Origin of the sequence: Clostridium paraputrificum (genome assembly GCF_900447045.1) — a bacterium.
In the GTDB taxonomy this organism is placed as follows: Bacteria; Bacillota; Clostridia; order Clostridiales; family Clostridiaceae; genus Clostridium; species Clostridium paraputrificum.
Genome location: NZ_UAWH01000015.1, coordinates 210,603 through 227,132, shown reverse-complemented (window position 1 = coordinate 227,132; position 16,530 = coordinate 210,603). Strand labels below are relative to the sequence as shown.

Here is a 16,530-nt window from a genome sequence, read left to right as displayed (position 1 = left end):
GCAAAACAAAAAAGAAACACCAGCAAAAAGCGGCGTTTCCTTGTTATTACTTTTAGTTTTTAAATGAATGTATTGGTGCAGGTATTCTTCCACCTCTTTTAATGAAGTCTTCTGAAGAATTAGAGTTTACCTTCATTACTGGAGCAGTGCCTAGAAGTCCTCCAAACTCAACCATATCTCCAACTTCACATCCTGGAGCAGGAATTATTCTAACAGCTGTTGTTTTATTATTAATAACACCAATGGCTGCTTCATCAGCTATCATAGCAGCTATTGTAGATGATGGAGTATCTCCTGGAACTGCAATCATATCTAATCCAACTGAACATACACATGTCATAGCTTCAAGCTTTTCTAGGTTTAGTGAACCATTAACAACTGCATCTATCATACCTGCATCTTCAGATACTGGTATGAAAGCACCGCTTAATCCACCAACATGACTACATGCCATAACTCCTCCCTTTTTAACTGCATCATTAAGCATTGCAAGGGCAGCTGTAGTACCATGAGTACCTACAGTTTCAAGTCCCATCTCTTCTAATATATGAGCAACAGAGTCACCAATAGCTGGAGTAGGTGCTAAAGAAAGATCAACTATTCCAAAAGGAACATTTAATCTCTTAGAAGCTTCCTGTGCTACTAGCTCTCCCATTCTTGTTATTTTAAATGCTGTTTTCTTAATTGTTTCTGCAAGTACATCAAAGGATTCTCCTCTAACCTTTTCAATTGCTCTTTGAACAACTCCAGGACCACTTACACCAACATTTATAACCTTATCTGCTTCTCCAATACCATGGAAAGCACCAGCCATAAATGGATTATCCTCAACTGCATTAGCAAATACAACTAATTTAGCACATCCAAATCCCTTAGTTTCCTTAGTAAGCTCTGCTGCTTCCTTTATTACATCTCCCATGTCCCTTACTGCATCCATATTGATACCACACTTTGATGAACCAACATTAACAGAAGAACACACCTTCTTTGTAAGGGCTAAAGCTTCTGGAATCGACTTAATTAAAATTCTATCACCTTTAGTATATCCCTTTTGAACAAGTGCAGAGAATCCACCTATAAAATCTATACCTAGAGTTTCTGCTGCTTTATCTAAAGTTTTTGCAAACTCAACATAGTTTTCCTCATCAGTAGCTCCTGCAATGATTGAAATAGGAGTAACTGAAACTCTTTTATTAACTATTGGAATGCCAAACTCTTCTTCTATTTGGTTTGCTACCTTTACTAAATCCTTGGCAGAAGAGACTATTTTGTTATATATCTTTTCCATAGCTTTATTCCCATCTGGATCAATACAGTCCAATAAAGATATACCCATAGTTATTGTTCTAATATCTAGTTTTTCCTCTTCTATCATCTTTATTGTTTCTAAAATATTTTGAGAATTAATATTTGTATTCATTATGTAGCCCCCTAATTATAGTGTATGCATTGAATTAAAGATCTCTTCTCTTTGTATCTTTACATCAACCTTTAGTTCTTCACCCTTTTTTAGAAGACTTTTTCTTACTTCATCAAAGGAAGCATTTGCATTAGATCCATCTAAAATCATTATCATTGTAAAATACCCATCCATTATTGTTTGAGTAACATTTAAAATATTCATATTACACTTTTGTAATTCACAGCTAATTCCTGCTATAATTCCTACCTGATCTTTACCTATTACTGTTAGTATTGATTTCATATAATCAGCTCCTAAATTCTATAATAATTCTTTTCTAAGTTCTGCAGGTGTCTTTGATGAAAGATATCCAAATGGGACATCAAATACTGTTAAAGCACCCTTCTTACCTTCTTTAGCCATCTTAGCTATGGCTCTAGCATATGCAACTAAAACACTTGAAGTAAATTCTGGATTACTTCCTAGGTCTAGTGAAAACTCAATTCTTTGCTTAGTTCCTTCTCCAGTTTCCCCTGTTCTTATAACAAATCCACCATGTGGCATACCTGAGTGTTCTCTTTTAAGCTCTTCTTCAGTTATAAAGTGAACAGTTGTATCATAATCAGAGAAGTAATTTGGCATATTCTTTATTTCTTCCTCAATTTTTGTTTTATCTGCTCCTTCTTCTGCAACAACAAAACATTCCCTTAAATGTTTTTCTCTAGTTGTAAGGTCTGGATTTTCGCCACTTCTTACCCTTTCTAGGGCAGCTTCTATTGGAATTGTATATTGTATTCCATTTTTAACGCCTTGGATTCTTCTAATTGCATCTGAATGGCCTTGACTTACACCTTTTCCCCAGAAGGTATAATCCTTACCATTAGGCAAAACAGCATTACCTAGAAGTCTATTTAATGAGAATAACCCTGGATCCCACCCTACAGATATTATGCTTAAATTCCCTGAAGCAGTACTAACTTCATTCATCTTCTCAAAATAAGATGGTATTTTAGCATGTGTATCAAAGCTATCTACAGTATTGAACATTTCGGCAACCATTGGTCCCTGTTCTACTAAATCTGTTGCAGAACCACCACAAAGTATCATTACATCAATCCTATCTTTAAAATCACCAATTTTAGAGATATGAACCATTAAATTATCATTTTCTGATACTTTACTAACTTCTCTTCTTGTAAAAATTGCTTCAAGTTCTATATCTTTATTCTGATTTATAGCCTTTCTAACACCCTTTCCTAGATTTCCATATCCAACTATTCCTACTCTTATTTTGTTCTCCATTTTAACAGCCCCTTTAAAAATTTGTTTATTTGTGCTTATTTTACCATAATTTAAGGTTATTATAAATCATTTGAAATATAAATTGTTGAATTTAATAAATATATAATTGTAAAGTTTTACAAACTAAAAAAGAGAAATTGAATGCTTTTCAACTTCTCTTTTATAAACATATACTTATTGGAACTACAATTATAGAAACGCCTTCACATTTTAATCTTGGCATTTTAGGCATTAATATACCATTGCTAGTTAATTGATCACAAAAAGGGCAACAGTTATTTAAAAAATGCTCATAATAATCATGTTGTGCAGTTTTTCTTAGAAGGCTTATGCATTTACCATTAGGCGCAACATTTATAACCTTACCATATACTGTACAAGGACAATCAACCTTATCATAAATATAGGAACTATTGTTCATAAAGAAATTATTATTAACATTAAGAACAACTGGAGTATCTCCACATTGTAATATTAAATCTTGAGTTGAATTTTTATTAAGAATTTCACTTAAATGACTAAGTAGATGATTCATATTTTTAAAATTCAGATTTCCATTAAGTCCCTTAGATATCATTTTATCAAGATTGTCACTGCCAAAACAATCAAAAATAGTTAATACAGAATCAAGATAAGAATTAATTGATTCCGAGGTTAAATTACCATGAATTTGTATGTAATCTCCTGGAAATACATCTCCTTCATTTATTGTTGTATCATAAAATGATTTTAATCTATTTGAAGATTTCAATTGAGTTATAAGCTCTCCATGAAGATTAAATGTGGTAAATACACGCTTTAACTCTTCTTCTCTTCTAACAAACTCTCTATTTTCAATTCCAGCATTATTAGTACGAGTGTTTTCGCAATGTTCTGCAGAAGTTATATTACTTCCTTTAAATCCTTCTCTTTCATCATTACTTGTTCTATCTTCATCAAAACAATGGTCTCTTAAATCAATTCCTGCTCTTCCTGATAGAGTTAAATCCTGAATAATTCTTGATGTTCTAATTTCTATATATCCGTTAAGTACGAATGAGGACATATTACGAACAAGGTCCTCATCTAAATACATTAAAAGTGCTAAGTCTAATAAATCATCCATTCATTCACGTCCTCAAAGGATTGTTTCATATTAGTCTATTAATATTAATATAATTTTATGCCATTCTTGTCCTTTTTAGAAACATATGGATTATCATTATAATAAAATCTATATAAGAAATCTTTTGCTTCTTCTGCATAATCTATTCCTATTCTCTTACTTTTTATTATATATCCCGTTTTTTCTTCTTCTACTTGAAATAGAGCTTTTAACTCATCATCAAGATCACAAATAAATAAATCCCCTTCAAATAATAATCTATTATTTAACCTTTTATCGATATTAAGAGCCATGCAAAGCTTTGAAGGTCCCGATGTTAAATTCAATTTTTGCTTTTTATCCAATTCACTAAAATTCTTTTTATATCTCATATTAGCTATGTAATCTAATCCTATTAAAGGCTCAATAGCACGTATTAATACACCTTGAGGTTCTCCTTCTCTCTCTGTTATTGCATTTAAGCAGTTATACATTCCATATATTCTGTAGACATAGGAAGTGCCTGCTCTTCCATACATAGGTAATACCCTTTCAGTCTTTCTACCACCATATACATGAGCTGCTTTATCATTAACTCCAGTATATGCTTCTGTTTCAACTATTTTTCCTCCTACTAATTGATCATTTATATTATGGATTAAATATTTTCCTAGTAAATCTACAGCGACATCTAAGGTTTTTCTTCCATAAAATTTTTCATTTAAAATAATCATAATGCCACCTCCACTAAGATATAGTATAACCTAAAGCATAAAAAGAAACTCAAGTTAAAACTCGAGTTTCTCTAATAATATCTATTTTTTTGTCATTCTTTTATACTTTCTTGCTTTCATCATTAAATCCATCATATCTTCTCCCATTTCCATAAGAAGATTTGCTTTTCTAGCAGCCTTTTTCATCATAGATTTCATATTTTTTTTAGCTTTCATAACTAAGACCTCCTACAAATTATTTTTGTAAATTTATTTACAATAATAGTTTGTACCAAAACCTTATATATAACCTATGATTTTAATGGATTTAAATTATAAAGTTAAATTAAAAAACAGAATATATCCATTTATAAAAAATAATATAATACTTGCAATTAAATAAATAAGCTTCTTAGATGCTTCTGTAGCTTCACTTTTTCGTAAAAAAGATAACAAAACCATTACTAATGGTATTATTAATACTCCTATATATTTACTAATAGAAGAATCTATTTCTCCTTGAGTGTTTATATGTATTCCCATTTCTTTAGGTAGAAAAAATAAAGCAACAATATTAATTAATAAAGTAAGACCTATTATTCCATAATTTATTTTCTTTTGTAGACTTTCATTTAATAAAAAGTTCATTATAAACACCTCCCTTATTTGATACTATTATTCTACTACAACTATAACAGAATGTAAATGATTTATATAGTTTTATAAAGTATTAATTACCTTATACAATTTGTTTTATAGGTTCGAAAAAGGTATAATAATATTATTACGTTTACGATAGGGTGAGAAAGATATGGTTAAAAGAGTACAAATGAGTAAAAAATTAGCTAAGGAGATTACTTCTTGGAAATATGAAGATGAATGTAGTATTTATAATCTTCCTAGTTGGGAACAGATGAAAATTAATAACTATGCATTATGTGATGATACTTTAAGAAAAGAGCTTTATAATGCATATCTAAATTCTAATGACGAATTGATTGGATTTACAAGAATAGATAATTTTCCTACAGATATTGTAATAGGAATTGGTGTTAAACCAAACAAATGTGGTAAAGGCATAGGAGAAGAAATACTCAAGATGACAATAGATATGTGTAAAATGAAATATGGAGATAAGCCTATTAAACTTCAAGTAGCTACTTGGAATCAAAGAGCTATAAATTGTTATAGAAACGTTGGATTTACTTCTATAAAGACATATATGGATGAAGATTTAGAACTTATTGAAATGGAATATCTTTAATAATATAAGTAAGAAAGAAATACTATTAATACTAGTATTTCTTTCTTATATATTATTTACAAATATCCACCCATTTTAAGGCATTAGATAGTTTAAATAACTCATCTAAAGTAAGCTCTATAGCAGAATTACTACTGCCACAAGCAGGGAAGACTGTTTGGAATCTCTCCATTGATTTATCACAATATATCTGAACTTTATCTAAATCTATAACAAAGGGACATACTCCGCCGACTCTATGTCCTGTAAATTCATATACCTCATCAGGACTTAGCATCTTTGCCTTAATTCCAAATTCATTTTTAAATTTTCTATTATCTACTTTCCTATCACCAGCAGTTACTACCATAATACACTTTTCATTATTTTTAAAAGTTAAAGACTTTGCAATTCTAGCAGGCTCAACATCTAAAGCTTCAGCAGCAAGTTCTACGGTAGCACTTGAGGTATCAAACTCTCTTATATATTTATCTTTTCCATAACCTTTAAGAAAATCTCTTACCTTTTCTATAGTCATATAAATCAACTCCTCTCTTATATGTAATAATATTAAATAATAACCCTAGGTCTATCTAATGTCAATAAATTCAAATCAAGTGAATATACATAAAATAAAGGAAACACTTTTAACAAAGTGTTCCCTTTTTACCTTTATAAACAATTTTTTCGAACTTATTTTTAACTATTTTTTTACAATTAACTTTACATAATATTTGTTGTGTTATTTTTAGAACATTCTAAAGCTCTTCCTGAAACTACAATAAATCCATCCCCTATCTTTACGCATAGTCGTGAATGATAGTCTAGGTACTCTTTATCTATTTTATATGCAACTACAAGAATTATTAAACTTTGATAAAATATAAGCTAAAGATGAGTTTTCTAAAATAAACTCCTCTTTAGCTTATATTTTACCACTTAATACTACTATCTAATTTTAATCACATTGGCTTTCCTTAAACCCTAAAAGATTAAGTATATCCTTTGCTACATTTCTTTCCTTTCCTTCATATGGATAAGAATGAATATGTATTGCAGGATTAAAGTTTAGTTCAATAATTCCATAATTAGATCTTTCATCGGTATAATCTTCTATTACCATATCTACACCACAAATTTTTGCTCCTATAGACTTTGCGGACTTTATTGCTATTTCCTTAAATCTATTTGGAATTACATCTGTGAAATCTATACTATCTCCACCAGTACTTATATTAGAATTTTCTCTTAAAAATACCTCTTCACCTTCTTTTAAAACAGTATATATATCTCTATTGTGGTTTTTAAGATATAGAAGTACAGAGGTATCAATTTCTATTTTTTCAAGTGGAGTTTTATATCCCTTTCCTCTTAAAGAGTCCTTATTTTTTATCTCTATAAGTTCCTCAATTGTATGTTTTCCATCACCCTTAACATTAGCTGGGACTCTATGAAGAATACCTGAAACCTTATCTCCAATTACTAAAAATCTAAATTCCTTTCCTTTAATAAATTCTTCTATAAGAACTGTATTGTCCTTTGAGAAGGCAAAATCTAAGGCTTTAGTTAACTCTTCCTTGCCTCCTCCATCAGGAAATATTGATATTCCAAGACCAAAGTTTGTTGATTTTGGTTTAATTACAACTGGAAGGTTTACATACTTCTCTATTCTTCTAATACTTTCATCAATGCTTGTAAATTCTTCTCCCTTTGGAACTCTTACATCTTTTTTATCTAGAATTTTCTTTGTCACAACCTTATTATTCATAGCTAGTACTGTTGCATAATTATCTACGGAGGTTTTAGTAGCTTGTTTTATGTATTCAAGCTTCCCATTCTTTTCCAAGGATATGAAATTATCTTCTCTATCTAATACTTCAAATTTAATACCTCTTTTAATTGCTTCCTTCATTAATATTTGAGTAGAAAGCTCCATATCTTCGAAGCCCTTTAAATTAAATCTTTTAGTATAAGCTTCTTTCTTATACTTTTTAGATAAATCTAAGTGAGAATCAATATATCCTTTTTCTTTAACTAATTCAATAAATCTATAGGTGTTTGTCTTTTTATAATCCTTTATTTTCTCAATTTGAGCATCAATTAACTCACCCTTACCTAAATTAAGAATATGATTAATATCTCTAATTTCATTTAATATCTCTAATCCCCATTCAACCTTAGAAATTTTTTCACCATCACGTATTAGTTCTATATCTAAGCCACCATTTCTAGCTATATTCTTTTGATTCTCAAGGCCATCTATTTGCCAATCCTTATAATTACTTTCTTCTTTAAATAAAAGATAAAGATTGAATAATTCTAAAAACTCTAAATCCTCTAAGGAAATACCACCCTTACTAAAAGGATTAATATCGATACTTCTGTATTCAAGATATTGTATACCTTCATCTAATAAAGACTCAAGTATTTTATTTGGATTCTTCCCCTTAGGTCTAACTGAACTGTAGAATTCTTTAGGGCTTTGAATTAAACCATCATTAATAAACCTCTTTAAACTATTTACATACTCTCTTGTTGAAGTATAATCTGCAAATAAAGTTACTCTATTACCATATCCACAATCACTATTTCTATAAGAAACTATACCTTCACAGGAATATGCACCTTGTGAAATATTATCTAATTTCTTTAAACATTCTCCCTTATAGCTAGAGTGAACTACTCCTGTGCTGCCTAAAAGATAAATAAGAAGCCACCTATATCTTAAGTAATTTCTTACTATTTTTAGATAAAGGTTATCTTTAAAAGTTTTAAAATCTTCCTTTTTAGATGAATTTTCATAAAGTTTATTTAACACATCATCATCTAATGAAAAATTATAGTGAATTCCTGAAATTAATTGAATTTTTCCACCATACTTTCTTAATAGTTCTTCCCTGTATGCTCTAGCCTCTTCACCCTGCTTACATTTACAAAAAGTTGCTATAGGAATCTCCCTATCATCTGGGATTATACAAGGCATAGATTCTGGCCAAATATATTCATCTCCTATTTCAAGGGCAACTATATCATAAAGAGCATTTAAAAAATCATATACCTCTTTTGACGTATTAAACACTGGGGTTATAAGCTCTAATTGACTTTCTGAAAAATCAGTTGTAATGTATGGATTCATAATTTTATTTCCAAACACCTTTGGGTGCTTATTTCTCGATAATTCTCCTTTTACACCAACTCTAAGACCTTCTCTTTCAACTCCAAAGTTTCCTCTTAAGATTTCATCTGAAGTGAAAAGAGCTTTAAATGTATTTAGCATTTGTATACTCCTTCCTAACTGTAACTATATATAATAAATAAGCTGTTATTCCTTTTAAAACACTTGATAGTGCAATACTTAACCATATACCATTAACACCAATAATTCTTATAAATATTAGTGCCATTGGTATCCTTAAAACTGTAAATATTATGCTTATTATAGCTGGTATCTTAGGCTTACCAACTCCTGTAAACAAACCATTTGACACCATTTCAATAGTGCTAAATAGCTGAGATAAGCCAACTATCTGTAGATAACCACATGCAATACTTGCAGTATTGTCCTCCTTAATAAATAAACTAACTAGAGAACCTGGGATAAATATAAAAATTAATGCCATAAACAAGGAATATATTAATCCTATTCTTAATGAACTATTATATCCATCTAAGATTCTTTTATATTTTTTTGCACCAAAATTCTGACCTGCAAAACTTGAAATGGCACCATTTAATCCGCCTATAACCATGAAGGTAATGGATTCTATTTGAAGTCCAATCTTCTGTGCTGCTATAGCATCTGAACCAAAGTTACTTATTATCTTCGCAAGAGAAATATTTACAAGAGTGAAAAGCACTCTTTGAAAGGACATAGGAAAACCAAGCTTTATTATCTCTATTATCTTTTGTAAACTATATTTTATTTTAAAATCATAATATAACATTTTATTTGATTTTATGTTATAAAGTACAAACATTAATACATTTGATATTAAGGTTGCAATAGCTGCTCCCTTTACACCAAAACCAAAAGTATATATTAAAATTGGATCTAAAATAATGTTTGTTAGAACTCCAACAGCGTTAATTTTAAGTGCAATTTTATTATTACCATAACTAGATAATATTCTAGTATACAGCAAATTGAAAAATGCAAAGAAAAGCATTGGTGCACTAAGTGCTAAATATATATATCCATCTCTTTCAACCCTTAGATTTCCTAAATCTAAAAAAGATATTAACTCCTTACCAAGCAAGACTAAAAGCAAGGAATATATTAATCCAATTATAAAATTTAGTATAAGTCCAGAATTAATATATCCTTTAGTTTTAATTTCATCGCTATTCCCTATTGAATGAGCAACTTTAATCCCTGTACCAATAACAACAATAGCATTTATAGAATATCCAAGACCTATAAAAAAGCTTGAAGATCCAACACTTGCCACTGCATCACTTCCTAGCCTTCCAACAAAAAGCATATCTACAAGATTATAAGTAAACTGTAGAAGAGAACTACCCATAATAGGTATTGCTGTAGCTAATAGGACTTTTGTTACCTTCCCCTTAGTTAAATCTATTTTTTGCATACACACTCCTTTTTATTTCTTTAAAGACCTAAAAAAACTTTCTAATTCAATGATTGTTTTCTCGTTTAATGAATAATGCATCCAAGAGCCATTCTTTGTGCAATTAATAAGGCCAACATCTTTTAATATTTTCATATGGTAAGAAAGAGTTGGTTGAGTTATGTTAAACTTTTTTAATATATGGCATGCACACAACTCCTTATCTTTAATCATTTCTAATATTTCAAGACGAGTTGAATCACTTAAGGCCTTAAAAATTAAAGCATATTCCCCATAAATATTATTCACTATATCCCTCCTATACTTAAAAAGAAAAACATATAGAAAATCATCTATATGTTTTATATTTTATTCTACATATAGATAAATGTCTATATGTTTATACTATTATTCATTATATTTTAAAATTCTGCCTTATTTCTCTTATCCTTATTATCTTTATTATCTTTTTCCCCCGTACCTACTTACCTTTCCTACTCTTCTTACCTCGTACCTACTTATATGCTTTCACAAGGGCTTTCTTTAGCACCTTAAGATTTCTCTTATATGGAGTAACTGGAATTATCTTTTTGTTCTTAACACCAAATAATTTATAAACAGCAATTCTTGCAGCTCTTACAGAATACTCCTCTGTAAAAACCATATCTTCAGGGATTTCTACAAATTGACTAATCATAGCAAAATTTGTTGAGCCTTTAGGTACAACCCTTGGTCTGTCACTCATCTTTCTTGGTTGGAATTGCGCATCTATATATGGCATCATACAAGGAATTACATTAACTACTGTTTCCATTATTTCATCTATTTTATTCTCAAAATGTAAATGATGAAGAAGCTCTGTTAATATTTCTTTTCCAGTACAATCTCTCATCTTTTTCTTTACATAGTCACCTTCTACATCAGTAAATAAGCCATATCCCCAGAAAATTGTGGTATCTAGTGGCTGATTTTTAAAATGAGGTTGAGCTGCAACAACTATGCTCATTAACCAGTTTGAATCTTTAAAAGTCATTAATGCACCACTACCAGGCACATTACCTGAAAATTGTTCTATCATTTTTAAAAGCTTATTGCCTCTCATAGTTACAGTAAAGCTCTCCCAGTTAGTTTCCTCTGGATAATCAAAAAATGGCGAAGGATTTCCAAGGCCTTTTTTCTTTTTAGCTATGTTTTTCCATAGTTCACCTGACATTGGATTATCAGGTTTATATAAAGCTGGAGTATTAAAGTCACCTAAGGTAGCATTATCTGTCATAGAACCATTTGTTACAATGCATACATCTCCTGGATTTAACTGAATTTTACTCTTTCCATTTTCAGTTTCTACGTACATTGCAGTAACAGTAATACCCTTGCCTTCTTTAAAATATAAATCATAGACTCTTGCATTAATTGAAAAATCCACTCCATTTTTAGCTAAATAGTCTTTTATAGGTACAATCAGAGACTCGTATTGATTATATGGTGTACGAGTTACCCCTTCTAGAGTTTCTATTCTTGAAAACTCAAATATCATTCTCTCCATATATCTCTTAAATTCAAATAAACTAGACCACTTTTGGAATGCAAAGGTAGTCTGCCACATATACCAAAAGTTTGTTGTAAAGAAATGAGGAGAGTCATTAAACCAATCCTCTATAGTTAAATCATCTAAGACATTTTCTGGTGTAATCATAAGCTTACCAAGTAATAATCTATCCTTCGTGCTAAATCCCATTGAAGTAACATCTATTATATTACCCTCTTTATCAACAAGTCTAGCTTGAGCATTAGTTGGATGAAGATGATCAAAATTAAGTACTTCCTCAGTTACACTTTTATCTGGAAATTCTAAGGATGGAATATTAGAAAATAGTTCCCAGAAGTTTTCATAAGTTTCTTCATTTAACATTCTACCACCACGTGCTATAAAGCCATTTCTTACATCTCCAGCTCCATCATTACTTCCACCTAAAATATGCATCCCTTCTAGTATATGAATATTTTTACCTGGCATGTTGCAGTCTCTTATTAAATAGGCAGCACCAGCTAAGGATGCTAGCCCTCCACCTACAAAATAAACTTCTTTTCCATAATGATTCTTGTAATCTTTTATACTACACATTGAAGATTTCTCTCCAAATTTCTTAGCTATATAATATGCGAAAACTGTGGCACCAGCTAAACTACCAAAAACAACTAAAGGATTTATATCATTATTCTTCTTTTTCATGGAAACTTTCTCACCCTTTCATAAGTATTTCCATAATATGTTGCCCAGTTTTTTCTATTAAATACATCACTTAAACTTAAATGAATCATATAATAATTTAAAATAATATAGGAGTTTTTCTTATGAAACATAGAGAATGGTTCTTATGTCTATGAGAGGCGAAAAAGAAAAAACATCATTTACTTTAGAAGAAGCAGAAAAAATTGCACAAAAACTTCATATTGATTTTTCAAAGGAAAAATTTACTTTAAATGACTTTTTTAAAGGGATAAATGTTGAGTTAGAACATGGAACAAGATTTCCTAATACAAATGTAACTAATAATGATCCAGTTTTAACAGGTAAAATTGCATTAGCTCATTTATATGAGTTTCCTGATTATTATGTAAGACTGCAAAAGTTAGAATATGAGGCAAAGGCTTATTGGAGTAAAAAATAAGCATAAAAAGGTTGTACCATTTTTTAATATTGGTACAACCTTTTTAATATTAACCTAAAGTTTCAACTATAGTTTTTATTGATTGGTTAAACTCTTCTGTAGAAGAGTTCTTGAATATTACTAAATCATCAATATCAGGTCTTGTAAAGTTACATCCTGCAATGTATTCATCCCAATTTGCAAGCTTCCAAGTATCTCTGCTTGAATTTCTTTCAATCATTCTTTGGTGACAAACTTCCTTGTCAGTTTCAACCCAAACTATTACTAGTTTAGCATCTTTTTTTGCAAGCATGTCTCTTAAATTTTGAATATATTCAGCATCTCTTACTTCTCTTGTAAAAGGTGCATTAATTAAAACTGTATCGTTATACTCTAATGCTTCTAATGCAAAGTCTATAGTAACTTCATATTCATAATTTCTGATATGTTCTTCAAAAAAGTCTGAACTTCTATTAATTTCTTCATTAGCTACTCTAAATATTTGCTTAGATAAAGGTATTACTGTATCCTTATCTAAATAAACAATGTTATGTAGTGCCTTTGCTATTTCTCTTGATACAAATGTTTTTCCACATGCTGGTGGAGATGTTACTAAGATTAATTTTTTCATTTGAATTTTCACCTCTAGTATATTTTAAATTGTATTAATTTTTGCGCTCACGTATTGAATTATAGCATTTTTTGTAGAATCCTACAATAATAGCTTACAAAATAACTTGTTAAATATTATTAAACTCTATTTAATATATATTTTTACAAATGGTTACCTTATATTAAAAGGAGGTATTGTTATGTCTAAAATGAAAAAAATAAAAGATTTAGCTAATGTTCAAATGGAATCTTCTACTAAATACGCAAAATCATCAAGAGAACCCAATGATGGCTATTTCATTGAAAAGGATCCTAGAGATACTTTTTCTTCAGAAGGAACTGTAAGATATGGTGAAGAAACTGATGTAGATGATATATAAAATTACCTAATATAATTTTATTTCTATAGAGAATACTAATAAGGTAAGTAGTTATTAAAGGAGGTTTTTTAATGAATAAACTTGAATTTGCTAAAGTAAATGAATTAGGTATTGTTAAAGATAATGAAGAATTTAAAGCTAGTTTAAATGGTCAATTTACTGGTGAGACTGCAGAGGTTGGGCTATATCTAGCAATGGCAAGAGTAGCACAAAGACAAGGATATGCTGAAGTTGCTGAAGTATTAAAAGTTATTGCATGGGAAGAAGCAGAACATGCTGCTCAATATGCTGAACTTATGGGGAAGGTTTCTGATTCCACTGAAAAGAACATATCTCAAATGATAAATGGTGAAGTTGGATCAAATAAATATAAGGCAGATTTAGCAGAAAAAGCAAAGAATGCAGGACTTGAAGAGTTATATACATTTATTGACCATGCTGCGAGAGATGAAGCAAGACATGCATCTATGTTAAATGGATTATTAAAAAGATTATAAAAAGTTAGAATGCCTAATTTAGGCATTCTAACTTTTTTAATATTAATAAATTCTCTTCTTTTACTTTTTCGTTCTTCTCTTCATATTCTAATGCTTCTTTATCAATTTGCTCCATTATTTCTTTAGATAATTGTCTTTCGGCAAATTTATAAATCACATTATCTTCTTTTGTCTTATGTCTTTCTAATAAATCTGAATATCCTATAGCATTTGCAATAACATCTAACTTAGCCTCTTCATCACCTGACTTTACCTTTACTAAAGCCTCTTCAAGAGAATTAACATATAACCTTCCTAAGTCATGCTCCACAAGCATTCCATTCTTAATAGTCTTTTCTCCTAAAGCTCCTAAATGTTCAACCATTCTATTAAAGAGTATTATTTCTTCCTTATTGTGATGATGTCCATCTGCATAATTTCTTATAAATCCTATAATCATATTAAAATGCTCATAATTTATATCATCACCCTTTAAAATACCCATGCACTCTTTTCTTATTACCTTTAGCATTCTACATATGTTTTCATGCTCTTCCATCATAATTTCTATTGCTGTCATTTTATCCTCTCCTTTTGATTTCCATAGTATCATCCTCATTATGAATATATTTAAAATTAGAGTTTATTTCACTCACAAAATTTTCGATCCATTTCTCTCTTAATGAATAAAACACGCCGACATCCAATCCAACTTTATCAAAAATATCCTTATGAACACACACTCTTCTTTTCCATACCACCTTATTTTCAGAGTTTTCTACAATTTCATTTACTCTATCACAAGGCATTCCATCAAGAATATAGTTATTCATTTCAGTGAAAATTTCTCTAGCATCATTTATAGAAGTATTAGCTTTCACTTCATTTCCAGCCTTTTTCCCTTGTGTTTCATATATTTTTTCAATTGAACTTAAATATCCTTTATTTACTAAATACTTTGTAATATAGGCATTTCTTCCTTCAGCTATTATAATTCTTTCCTGTAACCATCCATGAATATTACTTGTATCTATTATATCTTCTAAAGGTTTATCAGGAGTTCTTTCACCACAAATTTTGTCTAATTCTTCTACATTAAATGTAGAATCAAGTCTTAAAAGCTCATCGTCTATTCCCTCAAACCACTTAATCTTATTAAATAACCAATAATGTATTTTTCCTAAAAATAAACTCATATCCTTTTCTCCTCCGTTTTTGTTTTTATTATAAATAATACTACTATAAGTGTCTGTAACAAAAGTTACAATAATACATTCTTTTTTATTGTGATTGAATGTACAAGCTATTATAATAAAATTATAAACTAGAAGGTGAGGTAACTAAGGTGACAAATATTTTAAAAATTGCGGGATTGATTTTACTAGGGCTTATAGCACTTAAAATTATAGGTATTGTTTTAGGCGCACTTATAGGAACAGTGGCTACTGTAATAAAAATAGTTTTATACTTAGGCGTTGGTGCTTTCGTATTCTATGGAATTAAAAAGCTAGTTGATGAAAAATAAAAAACTTTGCTAAACTTGCAAAGTTTTTATTTTTTAATGACTTAACTATTTTTTGATACATCCACTATAACTCTTGATGTATGTTTATCTATATGTACCTTACACTTATCATTAGGTAAAAAATACTTAGGGTCCTTATCATATCTATCACTTTCAATTGTATATGTTTCACAAGTATATGGATTAGAATATTTAACTAATAGTATATAACTAACTGTAGCATCTACCACATTAAGCTGACTCTTAAACTCACCTAATATATCCTTTTTTACTATTCTACTCCCTATAATTTTCCCCTCTACATAAGGCATAGTAAGCATATACTTTCTCCAAGACCTCATCCTTCTTATATGAAGGTTGTTCTTAATTCCTATTATTAAACAAATAATTGCTGAAACAAAAGTAATAAGTATGAATGTAGCAGGTGAATCACCATCCAAATCTGATTTAGAAAATGTGCTAACTATAGTCATAAAAATAGACATTACTAATAGTAAAATCCCTCCTGTTATCATGCCTCCAAATGAATATTTGTAATCTAGTGGTGTAGTACTTTTTTTCATTGCCCCTCACC

21 protein-coding genes are annotated in these 16,530 nt (G+C 29.7%); 5 read left to right on the top strand and 16 right to left on the bottom strand.

The window, feature by feature from the left end; translation table 11 throughout:
* Positions 1-52 precede the first annotated feature (52 nt).
* From DR024_RS12625 to DR024_RS12600, 7 genes are all read right to left on the bottom strand, one after another.
* Positions 53-1,408: a PFL family protein gene (locus tag DR024_RS12625; RefSeq protein WP_111919012.1), complete on the bottom strand. Its 1,356-nt coding sequence runs from the start codon at positions 1,406-1,408 to the stop codon at positions 53-55.
* Between the two features lie 27 nt (positions 1,409-1,435).
* Positions 1,436-1,705, bottom strand: a complete 270-nt coding sequence (locus tag DR024_RS12620; RefSeq protein WP_049177026.1) for an ACT domain-containing protein — start codon at positions 1,703-1,705, stop codon at positions 1,436-1,438.
* Positions 1,706-1,723: 18 nt separating this feature from the next.
* Complete coding sequence (locus DR024_RS12615; protein ID WP_027098476.1) at positions 1,724-2,704, bottom strand: diaminopimelate dehydrogenase; 981 nt, start codon at positions 2,702-2,704, stop codon at positions 1,724-1,726.
* A gap of 160 nt (positions 2,705-2,864) precedes the next feature.
* The gene (locus tag DR024_RS12610) at positions 2,865-3,809 is read right to left on the bottom strand and encodes a DUF6414 family protein (protein ID WP_027098475.1); all 945 of its coding nucleotides are present in this window, start codon (positions 3,807-3,809) and stop codon (positions 2,865-2,867) included.
* A gap of 44 nt (positions 3,810-3,853) precedes the next feature.
* Positions 3,854-4,522: a DNA-3-methyladenine glycosylase gene (locus DR024_RS12605; RefSeq protein ID WP_027098474.1), complete on the bottom strand. Its 669-nt coding sequence runs from the start codon at positions 4,520-4,522 to the stop codon at positions 3,854-3,856.
* Between the two features lie 81 nt (positions 4,523-4,603).
* Complete coding sequence (locus DR024_RS18160; protein WP_271815725.1) at positions 4,604-4,738, bottom strand: hypothetical protein; 135 nt, start codon at positions 4,736-4,738, stop codon at positions 4,604-4,606.
* A 96-nt stretch (positions 4,739-4,834) separates the two neighbouring features.
* Entirely contained in the window at positions 4,835-5,149 is a 315-nt protein-coding gene (locus DR024_RS12600) for a DUF1648 domain-containing protein (protein WP_027098473.1), read from the bottom strand.
* Positions 5,150-5,330: 181 nt separating this feature from the next.
* On the opposite strand from DR024_RS12600, the gene DR024_RS12595 reads away from it, so the two are divergent.
* The gene (locus tag DR024_RS12595; protein WP_172458950.1) at positions 5,331-5,765 is read left to right on the top strand and encodes a GNAT family N-acetyltransferase; all 435 of its coding nucleotides are present in this window, start codon (positions 5,331-5,333) and stop codon (positions 5,763-5,765) included.
* A gap of 52 nt (positions 5,766-5,817) precedes the next feature.
* Here the strand turns inward: DR024_RS12595 and DR024_RS12590 are convergent, their stop codons facing one another.
* The 5 genes from DR024_RS12590 to DR024_RS12570 all read right to left on the bottom strand — a co-directional run bounded on the left by DR024_RS12590 (position 5,818) and on the right by DR024_RS12570 (position 12,545).
* Positions 5,818-6,282 (bottom strand): YbaK/EbsC family protein, encoded by a 465-nt coding sequence (locus DR024_RS12590; protein ID WP_027098471.1) that lies wholly within the window; start codon positions 6,280-6,282, stop codon positions 5,818-5,820.
* A 420-nt stretch (positions 6,283-6,702) separates the two neighbouring features.
* The gene (gshAB, locus tag DR024_RS12585; protein ID WP_111918932.1) at positions 6,703-9,021 is read right to left on the bottom strand and encodes a bifunctional glutamate--cysteine ligase GshA/glutathione synthetase GshB; all 2,319 of its coding nucleotides are present in this window, start codon (positions 9,019-9,021) and stop codon (positions 6,703-6,705) included.
* Entirely contained in the window at positions 9,005-10,333 is a 1,329-nt protein-coding gene (locus DR024_RS12580) for an MATE family efflux transporter (protein ID WP_027098469.1), read from the bottom strand. Before DR024_RS12580 ends, gshAB begins: the two co-directional genes overlap by 17 nt.
* Positions 10,334-10,345: 12 nt before the next feature.
* Positions 10,346-10,621, bottom strand: a complete 276-nt coding sequence (locus DR024_RS12575; protein WP_034866372.1) for an ArsR/SmtB family transcription factor — start codon at positions 10,619-10,621, stop codon at positions 10,346-10,348.
* Between the two features lie 205 nt (positions 10,622-10,826).
* A complete protein-coding gene (locus DR024_RS12570) occupies positions 10,827-12,545 on the bottom strand; it encodes an oleate hydratase (protein WP_111918930.1) in 1,719 nt (572 codons plus the stop codon).
* A 145-nt stretch (positions 12,546-12,690) separates the two neighbouring features.
* On the opposite strand from DR024_RS12570, the gene DR024_RS12565 reads away from it, so the two are divergent.
* Positions 12,691-12,984: a DUF5661 family protein gene (locus DR024_RS12565; RefSeq protein ID WP_242983108.1), complete on the top strand. Its 294-nt coding sequence runs from the start codon at positions 12,691-12,693 to the stop codon at positions 12,982-12,984.
* A gap of 49 nt (positions 12,985-13,033) precedes the next feature.
* On the opposite strand, the gene DR024_RS12560 is transcribed toward DR024_RS12565, so the two are convergent.
* Positions 13,034-13,594, bottom strand: a complete 561-nt coding sequence (locus DR024_RS12560; protein ID WP_027098466.1) for a P-loop nucleotide/nucleoside kinase family protein — start codon at positions 13,592-13,594, stop codon at positions 13,034-13,036.
* A gap of 181 nt (positions 13,595-13,775) precedes the next feature.
* Between DR024_RS12560 and DR024_RS12555 the strand changes: the two genes are divergently transcribed.
* Together DR024_RS12555 and DR024_RS12550 are read left to right on the top strand one after the other, a co-directional pair.
* Positions 13,776-13,955 (top strand): hypothetical protein, encoded by a 180-nt coding sequence (locus DR024_RS12555; RefSeq protein ID WP_027098465.1) that lies wholly within the window; start codon positions 13,776-13,778, stop codon positions 13,953-13,955.
* A 71-nt stretch (positions 13,956-14,026) separates the two neighbouring features.
* Entirely contained in the window at positions 14,027-14,452 is a 426-nt protein-coding gene (locus DR024_RS12550) for a ferritin-like domain-containing protein (protein WP_111918926.1), read from the top strand.
* 13 nt (positions 14,453-14,465) lie between these two features.
* On the opposite strand, the gene DR024_RS12545 is transcribed toward DR024_RS12550, so the two are convergent.
* Positions 14,466-15,011 carry a hemerythrin domain-containing protein gene (locus DR024_RS12545; protein WP_027098463.1) on the bottom strand — a complete coding sequence of 182 codons (546 nt, stop codon included), beginning with the start codon at positions 15,009-15,011 and terminating at the stop codon, positions 14,466-14,468.
* Position 15,012: 1 nt separating this feature from the next.
* Positions 15,013-15,627, bottom strand: coding sequence for a hypothetical protein (locus DR024_RS12540; protein ID WP_111918924.1), 615 nt, complete (start codon positions 15,625-15,627; stop codon positions 15,013-15,015).
* Between the two features lie 149 nt (positions 15,628-15,776).
* On the opposite strand from DR024_RS12540, the gene DR024_RS12535 reads away from it, so the two are divergent.
* Positions 15,777-15,956, top strand: a complete 180-nt coding sequence (locus DR024_RS12535; RefSeq protein WP_027098461.1) for a hypothetical protein — start codon at positions 15,777-15,779, stop codon at positions 15,954-15,956.
* 41 nt (positions 15,957-15,997) lie between these two features.
* Here the strand turns inward: DR024_RS12535 and DR024_RS12530 are convergent, their stop codons facing one another.
* Positions 15,998-16,519, bottom strand: a complete 522-nt coding sequence (locus DR024_RS12530; protein WP_055184173.1) for a hypothetical protein — start codon at positions 16,517-16,519, stop codon at positions 15,998-16,000.
* Positions 16,520-16,530: the final 11 nt, after the last annotated feature.

Excerpts from the sequence above, each read along its gene's own strand:
- DR024_RS12620 (WP_049177026.1), bottom strand. The coding sequence starts at position 1,705 with ATGAAATCAATACTAACAGTAATAGGTAAAGATCAGGTAGGAATTATA.
- DR024_RS12615 (WP_027098476.1), bottom strand. The coding sequence starts at position 2,704 with ATGGAGAACAAAATAAGAGTAGGAATAGTTGGATATGGAAATCTAGGA.
- DR024_RS12610 (WP_027098475.1), bottom strand. The coding sequence starts at position 3,809 with ATGGATGATTTATTAGACTTAGCACTTTTAATGTATTTAGATGAGGAC.
- DR024_RS12605 (WP_027098474.1), bottom strand. The coding sequence starts at position 4,522 with ATGATTATTTTAAATGAAAAATTTTATGGAAGAAAAACCTTAGATGTC.
- DR024_RS18160 (WP_271815725.1), bottom strand. The coding sequence starts at position 4,738 with ATGAAAGCTAAAAAAAATATGAAATCTATGATGAAAAAGGCTGCTAGA.
- DR024_RS12600 (WP_027098473.1), bottom strand. The coding sequence starts at position 5,149 with ATGAACTTTTTATTAAATGAAAGTCTACAAAAGAAAATAAATTATGGA.
- DR024_RS12595 (WP_172458950.1), top strand. The coding sequence starts at position 5,331 with ATGAGTAAAAAATTAGCTAAGGAGATTACTTCTTGGAAATATGAAGAT.
- DR024_RS12590 (WP_027098471.1), bottom strand. The coding sequence starts at position 6,282 with ATGACTATAGAAAAGGTAAGAGATTTTCTTAAAGGTTATGGAAAAGAT.
- gshAB (WP_111918932.1), bottom strand. The coding sequence starts at position 9,021 with ATGCTAAATACATTTAAAGCTCTTTTCACTTCAGATGAAATCTTAAGA.
- DR024_RS12580 (WP_027098469.1), bottom strand. The coding sequence starts at position 10,333 with ATGCAAAAAATAGATTTAACTAAGGGGAAGGTAACAAAAGTCCTATTA.
- DR024_RS12570 (WP_111918930.1), bottom strand. The coding sequence starts at position 12,545 with ATGAAAAAGAAGAATAATGATATAAATCCTTTAGTTGTTTTTGGTAGT.
- DR024_RS12565 (WP_242983108.1), top strand. The coding sequence starts at position 12,691 with ATGTCTATGAGAGGCGAAAAAGAAAAAACATCATTTACTTTAGAAGAA.
- DR024_RS12560 (WP_027098466.1), bottom strand. The coding sequence starts at position 13,594 with ATGAAAAAATTAATCTTAGTAACATCTCCACCAGCATGTGGAAAAACA.
- DR024_RS12555 (WP_027098465.1), top strand. The coding sequence starts at position 13,776 with ATGTCTAAAATGAAAAAAATAAAAGATTTAGCTAATGTTCAAATGGAA.
- DR024_RS12550 (WP_111918926.1), top strand. The coding sequence starts at position 14,027 with ATGAATAAACTTGAATTTGCTAAAGTAAATGAATTAGGTATTGTTAAA.
- DR024_RS12545 (WP_027098463.1), bottom strand. The coding sequence starts at position 15,011 with ATGACAGCAATAGAAATTATGATGGAAGAGCATGAAAACATATGTAGA.
- DR024_RS12540 (WP_111918924.1), bottom strand. The coding sequence starts at position 15,627 with ATGAGTTTATTTTTAGGAAAAATACATTATTGGTTATTTAATAAGATT.
- DR024_RS12530 (WP_055184173.1), bottom strand. The coding sequence starts at position 16,519 with ATGAAAAAAAGTACTACACCACTAGATTACAAATATTCATTTGGAGGC.